Annotated in this window: 19 protein-coding genes; 10 read left to right on the top strand and 9 right to left on the bottom strand. The window is 33.4% G+C overall.

The features are described 5' to 3' along the window. The first annotated feature begins 95 nt into the window (after positions 1-95). The 3 genes from PI23P_RS10945 to PI23P_RS10935 all read left to right on the top strand — a co-directional run bounded on the left by PI23P_RS10945 (position 96) and on the right by PI23P_RS10935 (position 4,556). Entirely contained in the window at positions 96-413 is a 318-nt protein-coding gene (locus PI23P_RS10945; protein ID WP_004570923.1) for a hypothetical protein, read from the top strand. A gap of 5 nt (positions 414-418) precedes the next feature. Further along, positions 419-1,126 (top strand): LytR/AlgR family response regulator transcription factor, encoded by a 708-nt coding sequence (locus tag PI23P_RS10940; RefSeq protein WP_004570922.1) that lies wholly within the window; start codon positions 419-421, stop codon positions 1,124-1,126. 109 nt (positions 1,127-1,235) lie between these two features. Next, positions 1,236-4,556 carry an ice-binding family protein gene (locus tag PI23P_RS10935; RefSeq protein WP_004570921.1) on the top strand — a complete coding sequence of 1,107 codons (3,321 nt, stop codon included), beginning with the start codon at positions 1,236-1,238 and terminating at the stop codon, positions 4,554-4,556. A 4-nt stretch (positions 4,557-4,560) separates the two neighbouring features. On the opposite strand, the gene PI23P_RS10930 is transcribed toward PI23P_RS10935, so the two are convergent. Then, a complete protein-coding gene (locus PI23P_RS10930; protein WP_004570920.1) occupies positions 4,561-6,624 on the bottom strand; it encodes a tetratricopeptide repeat protein in 2,064 nt (687 codons plus the stop codon). 154 nt (positions 6,625-6,778) lie between these two features. Here PI23P_RS10930 and PI23P_RS10925 point away from each other — a divergent pair, with 154 nt between their 5' ends. From PI23P_RS10925 to PI23P_RS10915, 3 genes are all read left to right on the top strand, one after another. Further along, positions 6,779-7,057 carry an STAS domain-containing protein gene (locus PI23P_RS10925; RefSeq protein WP_004570919.1) on the top strand — a complete coding sequence of 93 codons (279 nt, stop codon included), beginning with the start codon at positions 6,779-6,781 and terminating at the stop codon, positions 7,055-7,057. Between the two features lie 186 nt (positions 7,058-7,243). Further along, complete coding sequence (locus PI23P_RS10920) at positions 7,244-8,488, top strand: oligosaccharide flippase family protein (protein WP_004570918.1); 1,245 nt, start codon at positions 7,244-7,246, stop codon at positions 8,486-8,488. 155 nt (positions 8,489-8,643) lie between these two features. Next, positions 8,644-9,855, top strand: coding sequence for a glycosyltransferase (locus PI23P_RS10915; RefSeq protein ID WP_004570917.1), 1,212 nt, complete (start codon positions 8,644-8,646; stop codon positions 9,853-9,855). On the opposite strand, the gene PI23P_RS10910 is transcribed toward PI23P_RS10915, so the two are convergent. The 3 genes from PI23P_RS10910 to PI23P_RS10900 all read right to left on the bottom strand — a co-directional run bounded on the left by PI23P_RS10910 (position 9,852) and on the right by PI23P_RS10900 (position 15,669). Continuing rightward, a complete protein-coding gene (locus PI23P_RS10910; protein WP_004570916.1) occupies positions 9,852-11,369 on the bottom strand; it encodes a cellulase family glycosylhydrolase in 1,518 nt (505 codons plus the stop codon). The two genes, PI23P_RS10915 and PI23P_RS10910, sit on opposite strands and share 4 nt — an antisense overlap. After that, entirely contained in the window at positions 11,363-12,508 is a 1,146-nt protein-coding gene (locus tag PI23P_RS10905; protein WP_238300024.1) for a hypothetical protein, read from the bottom strand. The genes PI23P_RS10910 and PI23P_RS10905 overlap by 7 nt, the downstream gene beginning before the upstream one ends. Before the next feature lie 71 nt (positions 12,509-12,579). Then, positions 12,580-15,669, bottom strand: coding sequence for a putative glycosyltransferase family protein (locus PI23P_RS10900; protein ID WP_004570914.1), 3,090 nt, complete (start codon positions 15,667-15,669; stop codon positions 12,580-12,582). A gap of 180 nt (positions 15,670-15,849) precedes the next feature. On the opposite strand from PI23P_RS10900, the gene PI23P_RS10895 reads away from it, so the two are divergent. After that, positions 15,850-17,076, top strand: coding sequence for a response regulator (locus tag PI23P_RS10895; protein ID WP_004570913.1), 1,227 nt, complete (start codon positions 15,850-15,852; stop codon positions 17,074-17,076). Further along, positions 17,073-17,501: a glycosyltransferase gene (locus tag PI23P_RS10890; RefSeq protein ID WP_004570912.1), complete on the top strand. Its 429-nt coding sequence runs from the start codon at positions 17,073-17,075 to the stop codon at positions 17,499-17,501. Before PI23P_RS10895 ends, PI23P_RS10890 begins: the two co-directional genes overlap by 4 nt. Here the strand turns inward: PI23P_RS10890 and PI23P_RS10885 are convergent. Continuing rightward, positions 17,486-18,169, bottom strand: coding sequence for an SIR2 family NAD-dependent protein deacylase (locus PI23P_RS10885; protein WP_004570911.1), 684 nt, complete (start codon positions 18,167-18,169; stop codon positions 17,486-17,488). The genes PI23P_RS10890 and PI23P_RS10885 overlap by 16 nt on opposite strands. 69 nt (positions 18,170-18,238) lie before the next feature. Here PI23P_RS10885 and PI23P_RS10880 point away from each other — a divergent pair, with 69 nt between their 5' ends. Next, a complete protein-coding gene (locus tag PI23P_RS10880; RefSeq protein ID WP_004570910.1) occupies positions 18,239-18,916 on the top strand; it encodes a TrmH family RNA methyltransferase in 678 nt (225 codons plus the stop codon). A 55-nt stretch (positions 18,917-18,971) separates the two neighbouring features. Here PI23P_RS10880 and PI23P_RS10875 read toward each other — a convergent pair whose 3' ends face one another. The 4 genes from PI23P_RS10875 to porX all read right to left on the bottom strand — a co-directional run bounded on the left by PI23P_RS10875 (position 18,972) and on the right by porX (position 22,714). Beyond that, positions 18,972-19,340 carry a DUF4258 domain-containing protein gene (locus tag PI23P_RS10875; RefSeq protein WP_004570909.1) on the bottom strand — a complete coding sequence of 123 codons (369 nt, stop codon included), beginning with the start codon at positions 19,338-19,340 and terminating at the stop codon, positions 18,972-18,974. A 103-nt stretch (positions 19,341-19,443) separates the two neighbouring features. Continuing rightward, the gene (locus PI23P_RS10870; RefSeq protein ID WP_004570908.1) at positions 19,444-20,640 is read right to left on the bottom strand and encodes an alanine dehydrogenase; all 1,197 of its coding nucleotides are present in this window, start codon (positions 20,638-20,640) and stop codon (positions 19,444-19,446) included. An 8-nt stretch (positions 20,641-20,648) separates the two neighbouring features. Continuing rightward, complete coding sequence (tsaE, locus tag PI23P_RS10865) at positions 20,649-21,056, bottom strand: tRNA (adenosine(37)-N6)-threonylcarbamoyltransferase complex ATPase subunit type 1 TsaE (RefSeq protein ID WP_004570907.1); 408 nt, start codon at positions 21,054-21,056, stop codon at positions 20,649-20,651. 113 nt (positions 21,057-21,169) lie between these two features. Next, the gene (gene porX, locus PI23P_RS10860) at positions 21,170-22,714 is read right to left on the bottom strand and encodes a T9SS response regulator signal transducer PorX (RefSeq protein ID WP_004570906.1); all 1,545 of its coding nucleotides are present in this window, start codon (positions 22,712-22,714) and stop codon (positions 21,170-21,172) included. A 183-nt stretch (positions 22,715-22,897) separates the two neighbouring features. Between porX and PI23P_RS10855 the strand changes: the two genes are divergently transcribed. After that, entirely contained in the window at positions 22,898-24,121 is a 1,224-nt protein-coding gene (locus tag PI23P_RS10855) for an HD domain-containing protein (RefSeq protein ID WP_026288494.1), read from the top strand. Positions 24,122-24,128 lie beyond the last annotated feature (7 nt).

Below are 24,128 nucleotides of genomic sequence, written 5' to 3'. Positions count from 1 at the left end.
AGTATTCAACGATTTAATTAAAGTAATGTATTCTTGGAAACAATAACTAGTGTTAAATAGAAAGAAGAATAAGCTCTAAATTAAAATTAAAAAGTATGGAATCTCCAAATTTAAAGTATATCAATCAATTGGCAGCAGGAGATGCTGCTGTTAAAGAAGAACTAATACACATTATAAAAACAGAGTTTCCAGAGGAAAAAAAGGAGTATTGTAAGAGTATTGAATCAGGTGATTTTTCTAGAATAGCGGAAATTATCCATAGAGTTAAACATAAAATTAGTATTTTAGGTTTAATTGAAGGGTATGAAATTGCAAACGTATTTGAATACAATCTTAGAAACTCAGATTTAAAGGGAAAAGCAGCGTTTGAAAAAGTATTAATGGCAATAACAGCATATATTAAAACGATTTAAACTTTATGAAATGTATTATTATTGATGACGAAAAGATTGCTAGGGTTATTCTACAAACGCGTTGTGATGAAATTGATTCATTAGAAGTTTTGGAGGACTTTCCCAATGCTATAGAAGCGATAAAGTATTTAAATAGAAATCGAGTAGATCTTATTTTTTTAGACATTCACATGCCAAAATTTAATGGATTGGATTTTATCAGAAGCTTGAAAAATCCGCCAAAAATTATATTAATTACTTCAAACCCTAATTTTGCAATTGAGGCTTTTGAATATGATTTTATAGTTGATTATTTACTAAAACCAGTTCAATCTGATCGTTTTAAGAAGGCAATCGAGAAAGCAAAGCGTAAAAATTTAACCTTTATCTCAAGTGAACCTAATTCCAGCGTAAAAGAAATTGAAAATGATTTCTATGTAAGTATCGATAGACGGTTAATAAAAATAGATCTTCCAAGTATTTATTTGATAGAGGCTAAAGGAGATTATATTAAAATAAAAACTGAAAATAAAGACTACATTGTACACTCGACACTAAAAAAAATAGAAGAAAAGTTACCTGATTCTTTGTTCTTAAAAATTCATCGGTCTTTTATAATCAATATTAAAAAAATTATTGATATTGAAGACAACAGTGTGCTTATAAAAAAAGATGTTATTCCTGTGAGCCGTTCTAAAAGACCGGAATTAATGAAGCGTTTAGACTTACTTTAGCAGTTCGTCCTTGAAAATCTTACCCGTTGTCTATCGTTAAACGAGTAAAGACGAATATTAATAATCTCAATTATTTTAGAGTTTACTTTTATGGTATAAATTATATATCATGAAAAATCTCACCTTTATCGTTGTCTTAACGTTAATTGTATCGACAAATGCCCAAATTTACCATCCTTTTGAAACGGTGTATGCGAACGATATAGAAAGTTTTTTAGGCACCACTGCATTAGGGAGTCAAGAAATATTTGTGAACACCCCCTCAATTGTTGCTTTTACCAAAATAAATAAAAATAAAGGGAACCTGGCTAGAGACCTGTTAAACATAAATGTTGGGAGTGATTTAAAGAGCGTTCAGGATCAAGAAAATAAAACGCAAAAAAGTAATTTATTACCTGCCCTTGGTAAATTAGCTTCGGTAACATACGATTTTGGCACTGCCGCAAATTTTATAATTTTTTCTGGGGCAGGAGCCGTTGCAAATACAGGAGTTTCAACATTTACAGGAAATGTTGGTTCTCATGCTGGTGCAATAGCCGGTTTTGGAGCCCCTACTATTTTAGATGGAACCATAGAAAATGCAAATCCCGAAACGCTGCAAGCCGCTATAGATTTAGCTGCGGCATGTATTCAACTTCAAAATACAGCCACAACGGTAGCAAATCATATTGTCAACTATGGCAATGGAGAAACTTTAGTTCCAGGCGTATATTCCGCAGGTGCTGCCGCAACGCTTACGGGTGCATTAACATTAGATGCAGAAGGGGATTCGGACGCAGTTTTTATTTTTAAAATTGGAGGAGCATTTGCTGCTGCTGCCGGATCGTCAATTATTCTTACCAATGGTGCTTCCTCTGAGAATGTTTATTGGATTGCAATTGGTGCGGTCGCTTTGGGTGCAGGTGCTTCAATGTTTGGTACTTTTATAGGGTATCCAGGTGCAGTTTCTGCTGTTGGAGGCGTTGCTCTAGAAGGCAGATTGTACGCGACTGCTGGTGCCATAGCTGTGGATAATATGGCAGCTGCGCTTCCAGTTGCTGCACTATCATACAATTATCTTGGAACGTATTCTTCAAATGGAACACCGTTCTATTTAGAAGATCCTAGCGATCTTGTGTCGGCAGCTACGCAAGAAGCGATAGACAATTCACTACCGAATGATTATCCTGTGCCTGATTATAATCCTCAATATATTACCTCTAGTTATGATACTAGTCTTAAAATTGAAGGAGACACCGATGTTTGGGTAACGTTTGTAAGTGAAGGAGTAGATGCTAAAAATGTGTTAGGTTTTTATACTTACGACTTAAACAATCCGTCGGCCACAGCGCCAACAAAAGACGAAATTACAATCATTTTTCCAAATATTTCTGCACTTGCTAGTGGGGGGGGATTGCAGATTGGGGATAAAGTAAATATTGGAACTTTTGGAGCAGGAACAGGAATCGGATGGGTGTTACTTGCAGATGCTTGGAATTCAACAGATGGATCAATAGGAGACAGTGCGTGGGAATTGTATTCAAATTCGGATTATAATCCAGAAAGTTTGGCATCCCTAAGATTTCACAATGTATTGCTAGAGGATGCGGTTAATGAAAGGATTGTTTTGGGTTTCGAAGATGCTAAAAGAGATGATATTTCTTGTGACAACGATTTTAATGATGCTATTTTTTATATAACCGCAAGCGCGTATCAAGAAATAAACACCAATAATTTTGCAGATATAAACAGTGCTTATGACGTTTCTTCAGGCAATGATGGCGGATTAGAAAGTAACGGCTCTTTAGCATCTTTAATCGCAAAAAGGAATTTTATTAGAAAAAAAGAAGGGCAATCCTTGAAATATTTAGAAAATCAAAAAGAGTTCGTTAAAAGTAATTTTAGTGAAAAACAACGAGGTAGATCTCTAATACAATATTTACCAACAACAGGGATGTATCGCACCGAAACGGCTTTCATTTCCAGCCCTGATGATTTGTTAGGATTCACCAATGCAGATGAAGTTCTTTCGGTAGACTATTATAAAAATGCGATGCGCGTATCTGCGGTCTTTGCCACTTCAACGTCGGGGAAAATCTACAACCATTCTAAAGTAATTTGCGATAGATTGAATAATGGAAGTTTGGAAGACGTAAGAACGGTAGTAACGCGTGGACATCAAATTATTAGCTCAACAATTAAACGCGCAACAGGTGAAATTGAATATACTTTAAGTTTTTCTATAAAATTAAATTCTCTAGAAAACGAATTGTTCAGTTTTTGGAATATCGATCAATATCCAATTGGAAATTACCAAAATTTTCAAATTTGGGGAAGTTCATTTTCACAAGTGTTTTCAATTGCCAATTATATTATTGACCAGCATACAAAACAACATGGATTAGTAAGTACGGCCATAGAAAATGTAACACCGAATATTTTTGTGAGATCAGGAGCGTATTTGAATGGATTTATCAACTTAAATATTATCAATAAAACAAAGGAACGTGCTGTTTATTTTTACGGAAGTTTTGCAGAAACCGAAGTTTCTAATCGCTCTGTTATGAATAATAGCTTTGCATTGACTGGGAATTATAACGATATATTGTCTATAGAAACGGGTATTATCTTTGATATTGGTTTTGCTTTACAAAAAGACAGTAATGCTCAAAAAGATGCTTTGTATTTGGCCGACGGGCCCTGGGGATTGGATTATTTAGAGGATTATGCCACTGTTCGTGATTTTGAGATCACTACTTCGGACATAGAGTATAATGATGCTTTGTATGCAGTGGATAGAAATGTTTTCGTTTCTGGCAATGTTAAAGGCAATATTAACTTATTTAGGCATTTGCTGCCAGGTGATCAAAATTTAAAAATGACAGCTTATAATTCCATTAATTTTTCAATGACCAATAATGAGTCTGTAGAATTGATAATCATGCAAGAGGAGGACAGAGCTTGGGAGCACAGAATCCGCTATGTAATACCCCCAAACAGTACAGAGCAATTTTTTTCTATTCCGTTTTCAGACTTTACTGATAATACAGGAAATTCAGTTCAAATAAAGAACATTAAAACAGTTGTGTATTCAATAATTGGAGACTATCTAAACAGTATTCCTTTTGAGATGTCTGTAAAAAAATTATCGTTTGGCAGTCAAGATATGCTTAGTGCACAAGATGTAAATATTGAAAAAAACAGGCAATTACTAAATTATCCAAATCCATTCAAATACAGCACTACCATTCGTTTAAAATCGCCCTCTCCACACGTATTTATTCAAGTATTTGACGTTTTAGGAAGGACTGTAGATTTTCAAAAAATACCTACAGGTCATGATTTTCAAAGTGTTTATTACAGCATTCCTAAGCTTGCATCAGGAATTTATAAATACCGATTGAAGGATGTTCGTAATAAAATAGCGGTGGGTACTTTCTTAATAAATTAGGGAATTAAAGATTTTTAAAAAGTGGTTTTTTTGAGACAAGCCACTTGAAACGCAAACCTATTTCTGTGAAAGTAAATCCCGCTGCAGTAGCAGAAGCGATATTACTTCGAGATCCGTAAAAGTTAAGAAGACTTCTTTCAGAAAATTTGTAGCCCAATTTAGCTTGTATTCTGTAAGTGCTTTGCTTTGCAGTATTTTCAATAAATTGAAATCCTGCAGCAGCAGTTATTTCGTAGAACCATTCTTTTTTATTTGCGATGGTTTCATCCTTTATAAGATTAAAAAACAGCTCGTATGCATTAAACTTTTTTGGGCTAAAATAAATTGTAGGTTCTTGGTTTTTAAATGAAATATTTTGATAGTTAACACCAGCTTTGAAAGAAGGCCTTTCTAAGATTTGGTAATACAGAGAAGTAAATAATAGATTTCTTGAATTATCGTCATTTTGGGTTGTGTAATAGTATTGAGTAAACCAGCCCAACTTAAAAGTAGTATTCAAATTATAATTTAATAAATAGCTGTTTTGAACAATTTCTCGATCTAACAGTGCTGCATTAAAATTTTGCATCTCTCTTTTATAACCCAATACCAAATTTTGAAGTTTAAAAGGTTTAATCTGAGCAGAGATATCGGCTAACAATTGATTGAAACTATTAGTAGCCGTTTTTGAGGAGGCAATTCCAACAAGACTTTTTAATATTATATGATTGCGCACTTGATAGGAAATACCCGTTAACACATTGTTTGAGGTAGCGCTGAGGCCACTTAATGAATTACTTGTAATTCTATGATTATAACTTGCTACTATTTTAAATTTAGTAGAAAGAGGGAATTCTGAAGCCATTTTATAAGCATGCGCTTTATTATTCCCGTTATCAAAAGAGTAGGTAGCTTTTGTACTTGCGAAAGGAGTGAAAATTTTATTCAAATTTTGAATAAAAGAGACTGCATCTTTTTGATTCTTATAAAATTTTAAGGTATTTCTTGCGCTTTTATAAGCTTGTAGATAAGCACCCGAAGCCTTTAGAGCATTGGCCTTTCCAAGATTCCCATCAAAAGAGGTACTGTCATTCTTTAGAATGCGGTCGAAATCGCGAATGCTTTTGTTATAATTACTTTGATAGCTATTCAAAGTTGCCTGTAAAATTAGTACCCAGTTTTTATTGGGATATTTTTTGTTTAACTTTTCAATTTGGTTTTTTGCTTTGCGGTACTTTTTGTTCCATATGAGCGAATGAATATACCGTGCATTTGTTCGTTGCTGTGCTGCTTCACTCGTTTTTTTTGTTAGGGTGTTCATTGCGACAGTGCTTGTTTGTAAGGCTTTTTTGTTTTTTCCTTTTAAATGAAAAACCAAGGCCATGCTATTGAGAGTACTTCGCTTATTTTTTGGGTTTTTTCCGAGTGCTTTGTAGGTCTCTTCTGCCTTTATAAAGTTTTTAGAAATAAGATATACGTTTGCTATATTTTGAAGTGTTTCTGTATCTTCTTTAAAAAAAACTAAGTTTTCGAATAATATTTTTAAGGACGTATTGTACTCTCTTTTTTGAAGATACTGATTCGCAAAACCTAAATTAATATATTTTTTAGAAGTCATTGCATTGATATTAGTAGGGGCAATGAACAATGCTTTATTTACGTATTTTAGAGCCTTGTCGAATACTTTTAAATTTGAGAGACTATTGGCATAGCCCAGTAATGCTGGAAAGCTTTGAGGTTCTTCTGCTACTAAATCTTCATAATAGGGCGCTGCTTTTAGATAGCTTTTATTCCATAATAAAGATTCTGCATAGTTCAGTTTAATTTCAAAGTCTTTTGGATATTTTTTTAATAAATTGAAAAAAATAAGAGTGGCAACTTCCGGTTCTCCATTCAAACCTAGCGCCCTTCCATAGCAAATTTCAGCAGTTTTATTTTCTGGATACTTCGCTATTATTTTACTAAAAAAGGTTGCGGCTTTTTTATATTTTCCAGTTTCTAAATATGCGAAACCTTCTTTCATATTTTGAGACAGGCAGATTGCAGAATAAAGTGCACAACAAAGAAATAATTTTGCGCTTAATTTCATGTACTTGGTTTACTGCAATTTAAGAAATCATATTCAAACATACCTAATAGCTCATCTACAGTAATTGTTATTTCATCGAAATTTGTTCTTTTTATATCAGGTATTAAAAGATATTTATACAAGCATTAAATTCTAATCCTAAAATCTATAGATCATGGCTTTACAAATTTTAGAAAATAAAGGAAGTTTTAGTATACTTGGAAATATTACCTGTGAAAATGTGTTTTCTGTGAAACATTATATCGAATCAATTTTAGCCAAACGAAAATACATAACTATAGATATTACGCAAGTAACACGAATAGATATTCACGGTGTTTTAACACTCACTAAAATCTACCAAGACGCATTAATAGCGAAAAAAATATTTACGATTATAGGGGTTGGAAGTAAAGATTTATATGATCATTTTAACAGCCAAAAGTTAGCTTAACACATGGCTTTAAGAATGTGAGTGCGCCGTAATTGGTAAAACTTTAAAAAACGTCGTGTACTTTTTCTATGGTCACAGGACACCTTTTATTTTATTACTTTTAAAAAGTTCAAAACGCAACGGTTGTTTTAAAAAAAATCACCTTCTTAAGAAAATATTAGAAGCATTTCATGCCCTATTTTAGCAATGAGCATCACTATCATAAAAAGAAAAGTATCCTCAGAACAAATCTTCATGATTACAGTCTTCGTTGTGAATGGAGGTAATTATTTGTACAACCTTGTTTTGGCAAGAATATTAGGACCATCGAAATTCGCAGATGTAGTAGTTTTAATCACTTTTTTATTGACATTGTCTTTTATAGCGATGACATTTCAATTGGTAACCGCTAAATTTTCCATCCTTTTTAGTTCAAAAGCATTTCAGATTTTTGTATCCATAATGTATAGAAGTGCAATGATTTTGGGCATTTTTATAGGAATATTAATCATGCTATTTTCAAATGAATTGCAAGAGCTATTAATCACATCATCTGCATCGATGTTTGTTATTTTCGGAATCGGTGTTCCTTTGTATTTTGTTATGAGCATCAATAGAGGGATTTTTCAAGGTAAAAAGCAGTTTCAATATTTGTCTATTACCTATTTGACAGAGATGCTTAGTCGACTGCTCATTACATTTGGTCTTGTCTTTATTTTTGACATGAAATCTGCCGCCATAATAGCATTTGGAATTGTAATTTCATTCGGCTTTGGGATGCTTCCTTTTAAGTATAAGGCTTTTAATATTGCAATAAAATTGAGATTACAAAGAGTGAAAAGAAGTCAAATAAAACATTTTTTTTTATTGACTGCATTTTATGAACTCACACAAATTATAATCAACAATAGTGATGTGCTATTGGTAAAACATTATTTTGAACCCTACAATGCTGGATTATATGCCTCTTTAGCTTTAATTGGAAGAGTGGTTTATTTTGTTGCTTGGATGTTTGTGATGCTCTTATTACCGCAAGTAATCGAGTTAAAAAAAGAAGGTAAAAGTACGCATGTGGTATTGTTCAAGTACATTGGTTACATTACTTTTTTATCGTGCTGTATTGTATTGAGCTGCTTCTGCTATCCTGAAACAATCGTTTACTTATTATTTGGTGATAATTACCTTGAAATTTCTCCATTATTATGGAAGTACGCTTTGGCGACGTCCTTATTTGCAGTGTCTAATATTTTTGCATATTACTACCTCTCTTTAGATAAGTATATTCCAGTAGTGATTTCTGGGGTTTTTGGTATGCTGCAATTCTTTTTAATTATATGGTTTCATGAAAGTTTAAATCAAGTTGTCCAAATGCAGATTTTTTCTATGTTCGTATTGCTAATAGTTCAAATATTATGGTATTTGAAAATAATGAAATTCGATGGTAAATTTTAAGATGTAGATAAAAAACACTCCTCTTTTAAAAGGTGACACTCATCGATATATTATTGCGCTTTAACTAAAATATCAGGAGTGTTTGCTTTATTTATTAGTATTTGGTAGCAAGCATTCTGCTATTTTTATTCAATACTAACTTTTAAAATCATCTTATGAAGCTAGCAATTTTAACGGCTTATCCGCCAAGTAAAGTAACATTGAATGAATATGCATATCATTTGGTAAAAGAGTTTAGGCAAAAATCAGAAATTACAGAACTTATTTTATTAACGGATATTACTAAAAAACCAAAGACGATGGATTTTTTAGAGGAAGGATGCAAGATAACAATTAAGGAGTGTTGGTCTTTTAATTCATATCGAAATATTTTAACTGTTGTCAGAGCAATAAAAGAGACACAACCAGACAGTATCTTTTTTAATTTGCAGTTTATGAAATTTGGTGATCGAAAAATACCTGCCGCATTAGGACTTTTATTACCCTTCATTTGTACCCTTAAACGCATTCCTACAGTTGTTTTGTTGCATAATATTTTAGAAGAGGTAGACTTAAAAAAGGCAGGAATTACATCGAATAAACTATTACAGACAGCATACCATTTTATAGGTAGTTTGTTGATGCGTATGTTGTTAAAAGCAGATGTGGTAGCAGTAACAATGAAAAAGTATGTCGGTGTGCTGGAAAAAAAATACAATGTAAAAAATGTAATAGCAGTCCCTCATGGAACTTTTGAAGTACCCACAAAGCCTAAATTTAAATTGCCCAAAGGGGCATTGAAAATAATGACGTTTGGTAAATTTGGCACTTATAAAAAAGTGGAATTATTAATTGAAGCGGTTCAAATTGTGAGAGGCTTGACAGGTATGGATCTAGAGATTGTAATTGCTGGTGCAAATCACCCAAGTGCACCTTTGTATCTTGAAAATGTCAAGCAAAAGTTTGCAGATGTTTCGAAGTTAACTTTTATGGGTTATGTAGAAGAGGATAAAATACCAATCTTATTTAACGAGAGTGCTGTTGTGGTTTTCCCGTATTCTTCAACTACCGGCAGTTCTGGAGTGTTGCACCAGGCAGGGAGTTATGGAAAAGCTGTAATCATGCCGAATTTAGGAGATTTGGCGCTTTTAGTAAAAGAGGAGGGATATCGAGCTGAATTTTTTGAACCTAATAATGCCATTAGCCTTGCAGAATCAATACAGGCAATTGTAACAAATGACGCATATAGAATGGCTTTAGGTATTGTGAATTATGAGGCCGCATCTGCATATCCAATGGCCATGATTGCCAGTATTTACTTAGATACATTCTATGATATTTCAAACGTATCCGCAGTAAAAAATAATTGTAGTTATCAAGTAAATTAATTTTTAAAAATATATTCAAAGGATTTTTTCTTTTCCCCATTTTTATTAATAAATCCATAATGCTCTTGAGCATTTCTTCTCCAGGGGAGTTCCCCAACAACTTCTTTGGGGATTTTATCAAAATCATACAACGTCCACGATAAAAAGGGAATTTTATTTTTCGCAAATACCGCTTGCATTTCTTTATAATACATTGCCTGCTTTTCCTCTGAACTTCCAAAAGGTTTCCAAAACCCGCGATAGGAAGTAACTCCAAACTCACCTAAAACAAGCGGTTTGTCTTTTACTATTTTTTTTAACGCGATATATCTTTCCTCAAAAATATCTTTGTCCTCATAATAGTGAAACGAAACAAAATCTAATTGATCCTTTAAGATACTTGCACTGCTAATATTAGACCATCCGATGGTTACTGCATGGTTTTTATCAATAGATTTAATTAGAACAATAATTTGTTCTAACCAAGAAATTACATCCATTTTCCCTCTAGAATCAAAGTCTAAATTGGGTTCATTCTTAACATCCCAAGCAAGTAGCGCGTTGTGGTTTTTAAAAGCAGAAACAATAGTTTCCGCATGTCTGCGATTTAAAGTCCAATCTATAACCGCGTAGTTTCCATAAAAATCAAACAATGTTACAATCACTTTTAAATCGTTTTTTTCTGCTGCGTCTAAAACCTGGCGAAGTTTATGTAGTTTGCTTTCCTTGACTTTTGCTCTGCCAAAATCTTGATACGGAATAAAAATTCTAATGGTATTTAGATTTGTGTTTTTTATAAGATTAAAATCTTCACGTATTATATTGATGTCAAATTCGCTTCCAAACATATTCCAGGGAGTGGCCTGCGGATAATAGTTGATTCCTTTAATACTTGTTGAAATAGGTAGAGCAACATTTGTTTTTTTATCAAAATCTGAGACACTTTCCTTGACCAAGTGTCGAATCCGCCAAAATCCATCTTCCAATAAAAGAATTACTTTGTAATTTGCGATCTCTGTAATTTCTAAAATGAACTTATTGTCTTTAAAAACTCTTTTGTATTCGACAACGTTTTTATCTTCTAAAACCACCAATTGACCATCTTCACTGAAAAGAAAAATATCAGGGTTGTGGCTTAAAGTGGTGCGTTCAATGGTTATTTTTAGCTTTTTATTGGCCCCAATAATATTAAAAATATTTTTTCTTGCGCTTTCTGTATAATACGCGTCAATACCTATTTTTGAATTGGTTTGAAATGCACTATTTTTAACGAACCACGCATCTAAATAGTTACTTTCAATTTCCGATAAAGTTTGCGCATTCATTTTTCGGCCCAGGTTTCCATCTTCTAACCATGTAACTTTAGGGAGGTATTGATCTATTTTTTTTATTTTTGTATGTAGTATTTTACTTCTATCTGCTCCTGTGTTTAAATAACCATATAAAGAACTGATAAGAAATAGCACGACGGCAATTATTAGGAGATAGGATAAAAGTAAGATGCTTTTAAAAATAATTTTATTTAGAGTTACCATAGTGTAATGGATTGAAATGTTTTGTGAACTTTTGCGGTCGATATTTTGAAATCGTACTCTCCGTTTTTATAAATACTTTGATTTAAGTTAAAAGAAACGAAGCCTTCTCTAGAACTTTTTATAATTTCATTTAAGATCTTTTTGTCTTTGTAAATGGATATTTTCACCTGTATTCCGTCAGGAATTAATTGGCCCATAAAACTTTTGATAGGTCCTACAGTAACTTTTCTATTATTTTTAATAAAAGCAACTTCAAAATTGGCAATCACTTTTTTATATTTTATCTTCAGAGTATTGCTTTCAGCCATGCCTAAAATGTAGGCTTTTATATTCCAGTTTTCTTCATAATCAGGATGTATTATTTTTGCGGTTGCCACTCCGGCAATGGTCGTTCCAGAAGTTTTTAAAAGATCCCCTATTTTGTTTGTTATGAAAAAATAAACAAAATTACCATCACTAATTGTATTGTTGTTTTTATCTTTTATTATTGAAGTAGTGAAGGTAGTAATCTGATTTCCGTCGGCATAGGTATGGTTTCTATTTGAATAGATATTGAAATTTGTTGCAATTGCAGGCATTACATTGATATCATATTCTTTAGAATTTAATCCAAGTACTTCAGAAGAGAGAAGCATTCTACCCGTTTTTAAAGGGGAAAAGATGTGTTTAAAAGCAATTAGGTTTTTAGTAAAAATGAGCTTATTTTTTTCTGAAGCTAAAAATTGTTGTTGTATCGATACCGGGGTATCTTGTCTCAAAGGATTGTCTAAATTGTCTGTAGGTATAACAACTAACATGCTGTAATCTGAACCTCCAGCCTCAATACTTGGCGGCCCTACATAAGTTTCTAAAGCACTTGGACTTTCTTTTGGTACAATTTTAAAGGAACCAAAAAGCGGTTGCTTTAATCCAACAATACGCCAATTTAAAACCCCGGTTTTAGTACTTAAATACGCTGGTATTTTAAAAAATATGCGGGCGCCTTGAAGTTGAGGTTTGACTAAAGTACTGCCATAGCTATTAGCGCAATACATTTCACACGAAATGGCACTATTTCCTTTGAACTCCAAAGTGATAGTGCTTCCAGCAACAAAGTGTGTGCCTTTACTTATTAGAACGAAGTCCCGTTTTTTTTTCATTATTTCTTGACCTGTAACACTGCATGTCACAAATAAACTAAATAAAAAAAAAAGTTGATTTCTAAAATTCATTAGTTTGGATTTCCGATGTAACTGTTCATTTCAATTTTTACATAAGCATAATTGGGATGTATTATTTTTTGCAATGCGATTGTGCTGTGTTTTTTAATTCTATTCGGTACAATTTTACTCGAAATATTTTTGTTTGGAAGGCCATTTACGAAACAATTGCTCATATCGTTATTTATAATTGCAATGCTGTCATTCTTCAAGAGAGCGTATTCAAAATATTTTTTGCGTTGCTGTTTTATTCCTCTTTTTAAAAATAAATGATCTACCCAAACAATATTTTTATTTTTGTCATAATAGGATATTAAGAGCTGGGGAACCGTAATTTCTTGCAAACCACTATTAAATAGGGTTCCTTTTATAGTTGTTGAATTTATTTTAAGGTCACTTAAAGCAAGATCTTTATACAGATCTGAATTTGATACATTTCCGGCAACTTGTAGATTGAAATTTGTGGGTTGCTCTTCAAACGCTATCGGCGTAAATTCATCTGGATTGAATGTTTCGGGAATCGCGTCTGCGGTCTTGGTCCAAGCGATACCCTCAAAATTGATTCGAAAGGAACTAATTTCTTTTGGCATTAACTTATGTTTTACGTGATATTTAGCGTTGTAAATAGCCAACTCTTTACTTTCATCATTGTATAAAGTACCTTTTAAAACGATGTCTGCAGGAACATTATCGATATTCTGAATTTCGCCAATAAGCGCGAAGTGGTTTTTAAATTTTACCAACTTGGCAGAGATAATTTCTAGTACGGGTTGTTTTAGTACATCTTCGTGGTATGTCTGTTCCGTAGATATTTTTTTTCTTCCTTGATTGAAGTATTTCGTTATATTGTTTGAATACAATTGATCTGGAGGTGAATCTGAATCTAATTGGTTTGGCACTATGTACCATTTCTTACCTCTCTTAACAACTGTTTTGTAGTTTACTTTGCTTACTTTTTCAAGTGGAGTAATCCAGTTAGTAGCGATCTTTAAAGTGACCAAACTATCGGTTTTTTTTAGAATCAGAATCTCCAACGCATCTAACTTTGCATATGAATTTAACAATCCATCTGTAACCGCTATTTCGAGCATGTATTGGGAGATTGATACGTTGCTAAAAGGATCTATATAGTAAAAGCTTTTTTCGAGCTCTTTTAAATCCAGTGCATCATAATAAGACGTGATCACATTTTCAGGAGTTCTTTGAGAATTATTTTTTAAGTACAAATCATACAAACTATACATGATCGTTATTAAAAGCAGACCTGTCCAAATATGCATCGTTTTTAATAAACCCTTCGAAAAGGAAAGGCTGTGATTGTGATACTGACGGTAATTAGCCTTAGGTCGAAATTTTGTATTGAAAATAGTTACAAAAAGAGACGGTAGGTTAAAGATAAAAGCGAGTATTAAAGCAAGAAGTGGTACCATCCCCCAGAGTATTTTTTGCCAAGTAGCAACCTCTTCTTTTGTTAAAAAGGAGGTGAGGGGAGGAACATTTAATTTTTCCCATATTAAGATGCCATTTTCTAGTTGTGGCAAGCGCTGCCAGCCGCAGAAGTACAGTATTGGATCATAAAATTTATCATTAGAAAAGATATATTTTAAATTATATTTTTCAGGTGTTGTTAAAAATTGTTGCAACGAGCCAATTCCAGCAATTCCTGTAAACTTTGAATTTTCGAGACGTTCCACGGGTCTTGTGGTTAGTTCAGGTAGACGCCTAGCAGAATGGTAATTTCCGTCGACGGTCATTGCTTTTGTTTGGGCAGAGAGCCAAGCCATTTGATCTCCAAAACCTAAGGTCAAATATCTCCACTGATCGTGTTGATCTTGATTTAAAAAGTTCAGTATTGGCAACATTTTAATTTTCTTGGGCTGCGAGGGTCTGAAATACCCTAAACTCATTGTGAAAATAGTCATGAATAAGAATAAACCAACGAAAAAGCAACCGAGCAACCGATAGTATAGCTTCCCAAACCTTCGTTGTGTGAACTTTTTTAAATCACCGACCATAAATCGATGTGTAAATTCACCAAACAAAGGCAAAGACATAATAGAGGCCCAGAATGTAAACCGATCTAATGTTAAAATATTAAATGCATTTTCCCCTAATAGTATTTTTGGTATTGGCGTGGTTGCTCCCGTCCCTAAAATAACTAATAGTGAAAAAGAAAGTCCGAAAAATAAATAGCGTTTGCTAAAAAACCTATAAAAAAAGTAAGGCCAAAGAAAGAGTAAAACACCCCAAGGAATTAAAAAGAAGATCAATCCAGAAGAGGTGATTTCAAGAAAATTATCGCGAGATCCGTGTGGAATTGGAATTTGTGTTATGGGGTTGTTTTTAGAGTTCAACCAATAGGGTAAAATACAACCGATAATTAAAAGTATTGAGAGTGTGCTAAAACTTGCAATTCTTTTAAATTGTTTTTTGAAGTTTTTAATAAATAGGGTAAAATTCACCTCTTTAAAGGAACCTACTTGATCTTTAGAAAGATCCAATACAGCCATTCCTATAATTGGGAAAATGAAAAATACCATCCCAAAAATAGGAGTAACATGGTGAGATGTAGCGGTAACCGCAATTAATGAAAGTGAGCTGCACAAATAACGATAGCGCCCTGTTTTAAGCCATAAATAAATTTCTGGGAGTGCATGCAGTAAAACAGCAATGCCAATAATACTGGGTATCTGCCCAAAAATATGTAATGTTTCCACAAATGAGGAAGAGAAAACAGCTAAAAAAGCAGCATAACTGGCAATCGTTCTATCGCTAGTTATTAGCAATGAATATTTATAAACACCAGTAATAAATAATATAATACTAAGAAAAGCAACGGTGAAAAGACCAAACTTCAAGCCTCCAATTATAGATAAAAGAGCAATCGATTGGTGCACTAAGGGAGGATAACTCATTACCGTAAATCCTGTATACCATTTCGTGTTCCAAGGTTCAAACCAGTTGTCTACATAGTGCTCAGCAAAAAAAAGGTGCGTAAGGGCATCATAAGAACTCTCCAAGGTAAAAAAGAGTGCACTTCCATGAAAAGCAATACCTACAAGTATCACAGTAATTACATATCGATTGTATGTTTTTTTCATAGCAAGGAGGATTCCCAAACAAGATACTAAATATAAACCCTTTCAATGAGGTCTTAAATTATATCTAACCACAGGAACTTGTCATTCAACTATACAAAAGAGTCTTTAGAGCATTACATGGATTTTTTTTCACAAACAAAACTACTTTTGAAGTATACCTAATTACTAAAAACTTAAATTATGAGAGTATTAGCAATAGATGATCAAAAATTAGTTTTAATCCCCTTATCGCTTAGGTTGGAAGAACTAGGATATCTAGTGCTTACAGAAACAAGTGCAAAAAAAGGAATAGAAGTGTATGATTCTTTCAAACCGGATTTAGTAATTGTAGATCTTATGATGCCTCAAGTTTCAGGAATGGAAGTGGTGAAGTATATTAGAAATGTAAAAAAAGAAACCACTCCGATTATGGTTTTGTCGGGAAATACGGATGCAAGCACTATTGTGAGAGGGTTTGATCTTGGGATCAATGATTATATGAAAAAACCATTAAGCTTAGTGGAAGTTTGCGCCAGAGTTAAACTGTTAATTGGCGCTCCTGTTAAAAGGAATCAACAGATAATAAACAAAGGAATCATCATTCAAAAAAGATGTGTTGGTGTTGTAATACCTTGTTATAATGAAGCAAAAAGATTGTTAAGTAAGGAGTTTATTTCTTTTATTACAAAGAATTCTGGGTATCGCTTGTGTTTTGTAAACGATGGGAGTTTAGACAATACGGCGGAAATCTTAATTAATTTAAGAAAGGGAAGAGAGGATTATATTACAGTATATACTTGCAAAAAAAATGTTGGTAAAGCGGAGGCGGTAAGGAAAGGGATGTTGCATATGGCCAAACAATTAGACCTTGATTATATTGGTTTTTTAGATGCAGATTTATCTACAGGTTTAAATGATTTTGATCATTTAGTTTCTGTAATAGAGAACTCTAAATACAAAGTGGTAAGCGGATCTAGAATACGTAGAATGGGCGCTAATATTAAAAAAGAATCTTCGAGAAGATTTATTAGTTGGTCTATTAATTTTATCATCCGAAAAATTCTTTCGTTGGATTTCAAAGACACACAATGTGGTGCTAAAATATTTCATAAAGATGTGCTTGAAGTATCCTTTAAAGATAAATTTATAACAAAATGGATATTTGATGTTGAAGTTTTTAGAAGGATCACCCTTTATTACGGACTTAACAAGGCAAAAAAAATATTTTATGAGCAACCCTTAAAGAGGTGGGTACATGCAGAAGGCTCTAAGCTGTCTACAAAAGATTCTATAAAAATTATAGGTCAATTAATTCAAGTTGCCTGGTATTATAGAAAAAGAAAGGTGAAAAGAGCGGAAAGGAGTTCTTTTGAAAAGAGAGGTGAAAATTATTTTGTATTACCTAGGCTTAAAAATGCAAAAGTATGAAAAAAGGCATAGTCATCGTATTCTCTGAGGACGAAGATCGAATTCACAAAGATGAAATTATAAATCTGTCCAATCAAAAAGACGTCAAACTTTGTTTAGTCAACAACGGAAGCAAAGACAGTACTTTACAGGTTTTAAAATCTGTGAAAGATGATTTAGAATCAAACTGCATTTTTATTGTAGATATTAAAAAAAATACAGGAATAAATACAGCCGCGAAAGCGGGGGCAAGATTCCTTTTCAGTGTTGAAGATTTGAAATACATTGTGTATTTAAGTTCCAATGTTTTAAATTCTTTTAAAAACAAACAATTTGAGGTTTTAAAAAAAATAGAAAAGGAATTTGTTGGCACCTTTAAGCAAAAAAATAAAAGAAGAAATATTAAAAAATTTTATTCCCCTAAAGATTTTTATGCGTTCAAATAGTGCAACAATGCATCGGTTCCTGAGCTCGCAACATCTTTAATAATACATAAATTGGGATCGTTATTTCTTGAAACTTTGGGATTTGGATCAATGAAGTAAATGGGCGTATTCAAACTTGCAAAATCAATCAAGCTTGCCGCTGGATATACTTGCATTGAGGTTCCAATGATTACTACTAAATCTGCTTCTTGCACCTTTTTAGCAGCTTTCTCCAGCATGGGTACGAATTCTCCAAACCAAACAATATGTGGTCTTAATTGGCTGTTTTTGGTACACAAATCTCCAAGTAGTAGCTCCTTTTTCCAATCTAAAATAATGCGATCATCAGCACTACTGCGCACTTTTAGAAGCTCTCCATGCAGGTGGGTAACTTTGGTACTCCCAGCGCGTTCGTGCAAATCATCTACATTTTGCGTAATAATGTCTACATGATATTTGTTTTCTAGTTTCACTAAATTAAAATGTGCTTTATTAGGCAGTACTTCCAATAGTTGTTTTCGTCGTTCATTGTAGAAATTTAAAACCAATTCAGGGTTTTTTGCATATCCTTCAGGAGAAGCAACTTCCATAACAGGGTGTCCTTCCCACAGTCCATCAGCATCTCTAAACGTTTGAATGCCACTTTCTGCAGACATACCAGCACCTGTTAAAATCACCATTTTTTTCATTAGAGAAGGTTTTACGTATTTTAGAAAAATATTTATTGAAGGTAAAAATAATAATTTAGATTTGTATTTATGATTGATGAAGCATTATTAAAGTACTTTGAGAGCTTTTTAACAGAAAATAGGAAAAAGCTATTTCAAAAGGTTTTAGAGAACAGAACACGCCATTTTACAGTGGTCTTGGAAGATATTTTTCAACCACACAACGCGAGCGCAGTGGTTAGAACATGTGATATTTTTGGAATACAAGACGTGCATGCGATTGAAAATAAATACAACACTAAAGTTTCTAGACATGTTGCTAAGGGATCTCAAAAATGGTTAAATCAATATCGATACCGCAGCGATGGGGACAATACCAAGGAGTGTTTAGACGGATTAAAAGAAAAAGGATATCAGATAATAGCAACTTCGCCGCATAACAATTCTTGTGTATTACAAGATTTTGATTTTACCAAAAAGACAGCTTTTGTTTTTGGTGTGGAAGCCGAGGGAGTTTCTGACTGTGTTATTGAAAATGCTGATGGATTCTTAAAAATACCCATGGTTGGCTTTACAGAAAGTTTAAATATATCTGTGGCTGCCGCTATTATATTACAAGAGGTAACTGCAAAACTTAGAAATTCAAATGTAGCTTGGAAATTATCCAAAGAAGAAAAAAGGCTGCTGTATTTTGATTGGGTAAAAAAAACAATTAAAAATGTGTCCAATATTGAAGCACATTATCATCAAAACTTGAAAAATAAATAAAGCTTCTGCGTAAAATAATTATGGAGGTGTGCATAATTATTTAAAGCATTTGAAATTATTTAATAATTATTTTCTCAATAGTTGCCGAAGAATCACAGCGTTTCACTAACAAACTTATGTTTTCTAATTTATTATTTCCCGTGATATAGTATTCTGCACAGGGTGTTTGTCTTGGGTTGCCTTTTCCAAAATCCACATCTCCAGTATTTAGAATCTCAGATATTTTTAGCGTATCGATGTCAAATTTTTGCATTGCAGTTTTTGCATCTTCAGAAAATAGGCGTTTCTTAATTCGTATCGTTTTTAGCGTTCTCGCGTCCATTCCGTAATCAAAAGTTGCATTTTTCTTTTGCCAAAAAAAATAAACACCAATGGATCCTAAAGTTACCCCGATCAAATAATAAAAAATTCTCTTGACTAGCATGTTGAAATTTTAAAACACAAATTTAGTTTTTTTGAGGTTATTTTTTAGAGATCCCTACTTTTATTTCTAAGGATTAAAAAAAAATAGCATAGGTTGCTGCAGCTTATAAAATTAATAGGTTAATATCTCTAAAAGGGAGATCAAACCAATCTGCCACCGTCTTATTTGTTAAAATACCGTGATAGAAATACATTCCGTTGCGCAAACCTTTGTCAAATCTTGCCGTATTTTCAAAACCTCCTTCTTCTGCAATATTTAATAAATACGGGGTGAAAATATTACTGATAGAAACGGAAGCCGTCCTCGCATAACGCGCAGGGATGTTTGGCACGCAATAATGAATGATACCGTGCTTCACAAATGTTGGAGCGGTATGTGTGGTGACATTAGAAGTTTCAAAACAGCCACCTCTATCGATGCTTACATCAACAATTATAGCGCCTTCTTTCATTTTTTCAACCATTTCTTCCGTGGCACAAATAGGAGATCTGTTTTTACCTCTAATTGCGCCAATGGCAACATCACAGCGCATCAGTGCTTTTAAAATTGTTTTTGGTTGTAAGGTAGAAGTGTAAATAGGGGTGTGCAAGCAGTCTTGTAGTTTTCTTAATTTACTAATAGAATTGTCAAAAACTTTTACTCTTGCCCCCAAGCCAATAGCTGTCCTAGCGGCATATTCTCCAACAGTTCCGGCTCCAAAAATAACTACACTGGTCGGCGGAACACCTCCAATATTTCCAAACAAAAGGCCATTTCCTTTGTTTACGCCACTCATCAATTCCCCTGCGATTAAAATAGAGGCAGTGCCTGCAATTTCGCTCAACGATTTTACAATTGGAAAAGAACCAATTTCATCTTTTATATAATCAAATGCAATGGCAGTTATCTTTTTCTTAGCGAGGCATTCGAAATATTTTTTGTTTTGAGTTTTGAGCTGTAATGAGGATATTAATATCGTTTTAGGAGAAATGTATGAAATCTCTTCTTCCGATGGAGGAGCTACTTTTAGAATAATATTGCACTTAAAGGCTTCTTCAACGTTGTATGAAATTTTTGCTCCGGCATCCGAATATTCTTTGTCGGTGTAATTTGCCCCGTCTCCAGCGCCTGTTTCGATTACAATTCGATGCCCGTTTGCAGTCAAGGCGCCAACAGCGTCTGGAGTTAAGCAAACTCGTTTTTCACTTAAATAGGTTTCTTTTGGCAAGCCAATAAACAAGTCCCCTTTTTGCTTTTGAATTTCTAGCATTTCTTCTTGGGGAAGCAATTCTTCTTTACTGAAGGGCGAAAATGAACTCATATTTTTATTTATTTTATTTGGATGTTCCGCTGGCCACTCTCTAAAAGCGTTAAGTGAATTTTAACCGCCGTTATCGGTAGTAAATTTTCAATATTTTGAGGCCATTCGATCAAACACCAGTGGTTGTTGTCTAAATAATCTTCAATGCCCATATCTAAGGCTTCAATTTCATTGGTAATTCTATAAAAGTCAAAATGAAAAACGGTTTCCCCTTTTGAGGTTTGATACTCATTTACCAAGGAGTAGGTTGGAGAAGAGATGGCATCTGTTACTTTTAGCTGTTTGCAGATTTCCTTGATCAATGTGGTTTTACCTACCCCCATTTCACCGTAAAACAAAAGTGTTTTATCTTTTGCTGTAGCAAGTGTTGCAGTGGCAATTTCCATTAAGTCTTCAAAAGAATAATTTTTATTCATCGCGGCTATAAAAATGTAAAAATAAGAAACGGTATAGATTACCACAATTTGTACCGTTTAAATTTTAAAGATTTTTTTTACAACTATTTTTATGATTATTTGCCTCTCATTTTTTATTTAGGACTGTACACTGCGCAAGGAATAATCATCTCTTCTAAAGAAATACCTCCGTGCTGGTAGGTGTTTTTAAAGTATTTTACAAAATGATTGAAATTATTGGGATAGGCGAAAAACAAATCTTCTTTGGCAAATATAAAAGAGCTGTTCATCGCTTCTGTAGGTAGAAATATATCTTTAGGATTCCTTACGGGATATACATCTTTTTCTGTGTAGGAAAGACTTCTACCTGTCTTATACCGCAAATTAGAACTGATGTTTTTATCTCCAATTACTTTTGAAGGATGTTTACAGTTGATGGTCCCGTGGTCTGTGGTAAGGATCAGTTTTTGTCCCAATACCTGTGCTTTCTGAATAATTTCAAACAGTGCGGAATTCTTAAACCAACTCAAGGTTAAACTCCGATATGCTTTGTCATCTCCGGCCAATTCTTTAATTACTCCCATTTCTGTTTTAGAATGAGATAGCATGTCAACAAAGTTATATACCACAACAGTTAAATCATTTTGTCTGGTACCATTGTAGTTGTCAGCCAACTCTTTTCCGCTTTTTAAAGAAGTAATTTTATAATACTCATGTGTTATATCTAAGCCCAGGCGTTTAATTTGTGCAGATAAAAATTCATTTTCAAATAAATTCATTCCTCCTTCGTCCGTGTCATTTTTCCAATATTGCGGGTATTTTTTTTCCATTTCAGAGGGCATGAGACCTGAAAACATCGCATTTCTGGCATATTGTGTTGCCGTGGGTAGGATTGAGAAATAACTGTATTCTTCTTCTTTCTTATAATGGTTGTTAATTAGGGGTTCTAAAATTCGATATTGATCATATCTTAAATTATCAATGACAACCCACAAAACAGGGGCTTTCTTTTTTAATTCAGGAACTACGTACTCTTTAAATAGTGTATGGGAAAATGTAGGTTTGTCCTTCGCAGTTAAGTACGCTTCATAATTTTTTTTGATGAACTTAAAATACTGGGAATTTGCTTCTTGTTTTTGACTTTCTAAAATTCCTAGCATATTGGGATCGCTAATGTTTTCCAATTCTAACTCCCAATGAATTAATTTTTTATAGAGTTCTATCCATTCTTCATAGGAATTAACCATTGCCAGATCCATTGAAATTTTTCTGAACTCTTGCTGGTAGTTTGCTGTTGTTTTTTCGGTAATTAAACGGGAATGGTCTAAATTTTTTTTTAAGCTCAATAGGATTTGATTTGGATTTACAGGCTTAATTAAATAGTCTGCAATTTTAGAGCCAATTGCTTCCTCCATAATCGACTCCTCTTCACTTTTTGTAATCATAACCACCGGTAAATTGATGTGTTTCTGCTTGATTTCAGCCAATGTTTCAAGGCCTGTTAAACCTGGCATGTTCTCATCCAAGAAAACAATATCAAAATTTATTTCATCAACTAAAAGAATAGCATCTGCACCGTTTGTGCAGGTAGTAACTGCATACTCTTTTCGCTCTAAAAAAAGAATATGTGGTTTCAATAATTCAATTTCGTCGTCTACCCATAAAATTTGTATGCTCATAAATTATTTTTCTTTGAATAACGTTAAACGCTGGTCTTTGCTGTCTTTTTTTGGTTGCTTAAAATGATAAAATACTGCCAATTTTTTAAGAATTTTAGCCATAAATAGGATCCTGCATAAATATATGAATTTGTGACTAGAAATATCGTAATTTGCAATGATAGATTGAAACATAAAAAACTTTTGAAAAAAAACATACCCAATAAACTTAAGATTCTAAACGACCCAATTTATGGGTTCATACAGATCCCAAATTCTTTAATATTTGATATTATAGAGCATCCCTATTTTCAGCGTTTAAGAAGGATTGCGCAAATGGGGTTTTCTAACTTAGTATATCCAGGGGCAAATCATACCCGTTTTCATCATGCAATTGGTTGCATGCATTTAATGCAAAAGGCCGTTCGTGTTTTGCGTTTTAAGCAAGTTGAAATTTCTCAGGAAGAAGAGAATGCGTTGTGCATTGCTATTTTATTACATGACATAGGGCACGGCGCATTTTCGCACGCCTTAGAGCACAGTATCGTAAATGGTATTAGTCATGAGGAGATTTCCTTAAAATTCATGAAGAAATTAAATGAGGTGTTTCAAGGGCAACTTACACTAGCCATTGAAATATTTGAAGGAAAAAATCCACGAAAATTTTTGGGGCAGCTTATTTCGAGCCAACTTGACATTGATCGTTTAGATTATTTGAAAAGAGATAGTTTTTATACTGGTGTGACGGAGGGAAATATTTCTTCAGACCGATTAATTGCGATGATCAATGTAAAAGATGACGAATTGGTGATCGAACAGAAGGGGATTTATTCTGTTGAGAAATTTTTAATTGCAAGACGACTCATGTACTGGCAAGTATATTTGCATAAAACAGGCCTAGTAGCAGAAAACATTTTAGTCAATGTGTTAAGACGCGCAAAAGAGTTGGCGGGAGAAGGAGTGCATTTATTTGCAAGTTCGGCACTTACATATTTTTTAAAGCATCCAATTTCTAAAACGAATTTTACGGAGGAGACCTTAGAAATGTTTTCTAAGCTTGATGATTATGATGTTTTATCAGCGATTAAAGAATGGGTGCATCATGAAGATAAAGTTTTAGCATTATTGTCGGCGATGATTGTAGATCGGAAATTACTGAGAATAGAAATACGGCATGAGCCATTTAAGGAAATTTACATTGCTAAGAAAAGAGAGAAGGCAATGCGTAAATTACATGTCTCTGAAAAAGATGTGCATTATTTTGTCTTTCATCAGAAAATTAGCAACCAAGCATACACTTTAGAAATACCAATTTATATCCTAAATAAAAGTGGGAATTTAAAAGATATAGCCAAGGCATCAGATCAATTAAACTTGCAGGCGCTTACAATCCCCGTGGTAAAATATTTTATTTGTTATCCAAAGTAAGAAGAGA

The sequence above is a fragment of the Polaribacter irgensii 23-P genome (assembly GCF_000153225.1).
Classification (GTDB): Bacteria; Bacteroidota; Bacteroidia; order Flavobacteriales; family Flavobacteriaceae; genus Polaribacter; species Polaribacter irgensii.
This window is presented reverse-complemented; position numbering and strand designations above follow the sequence as displayed.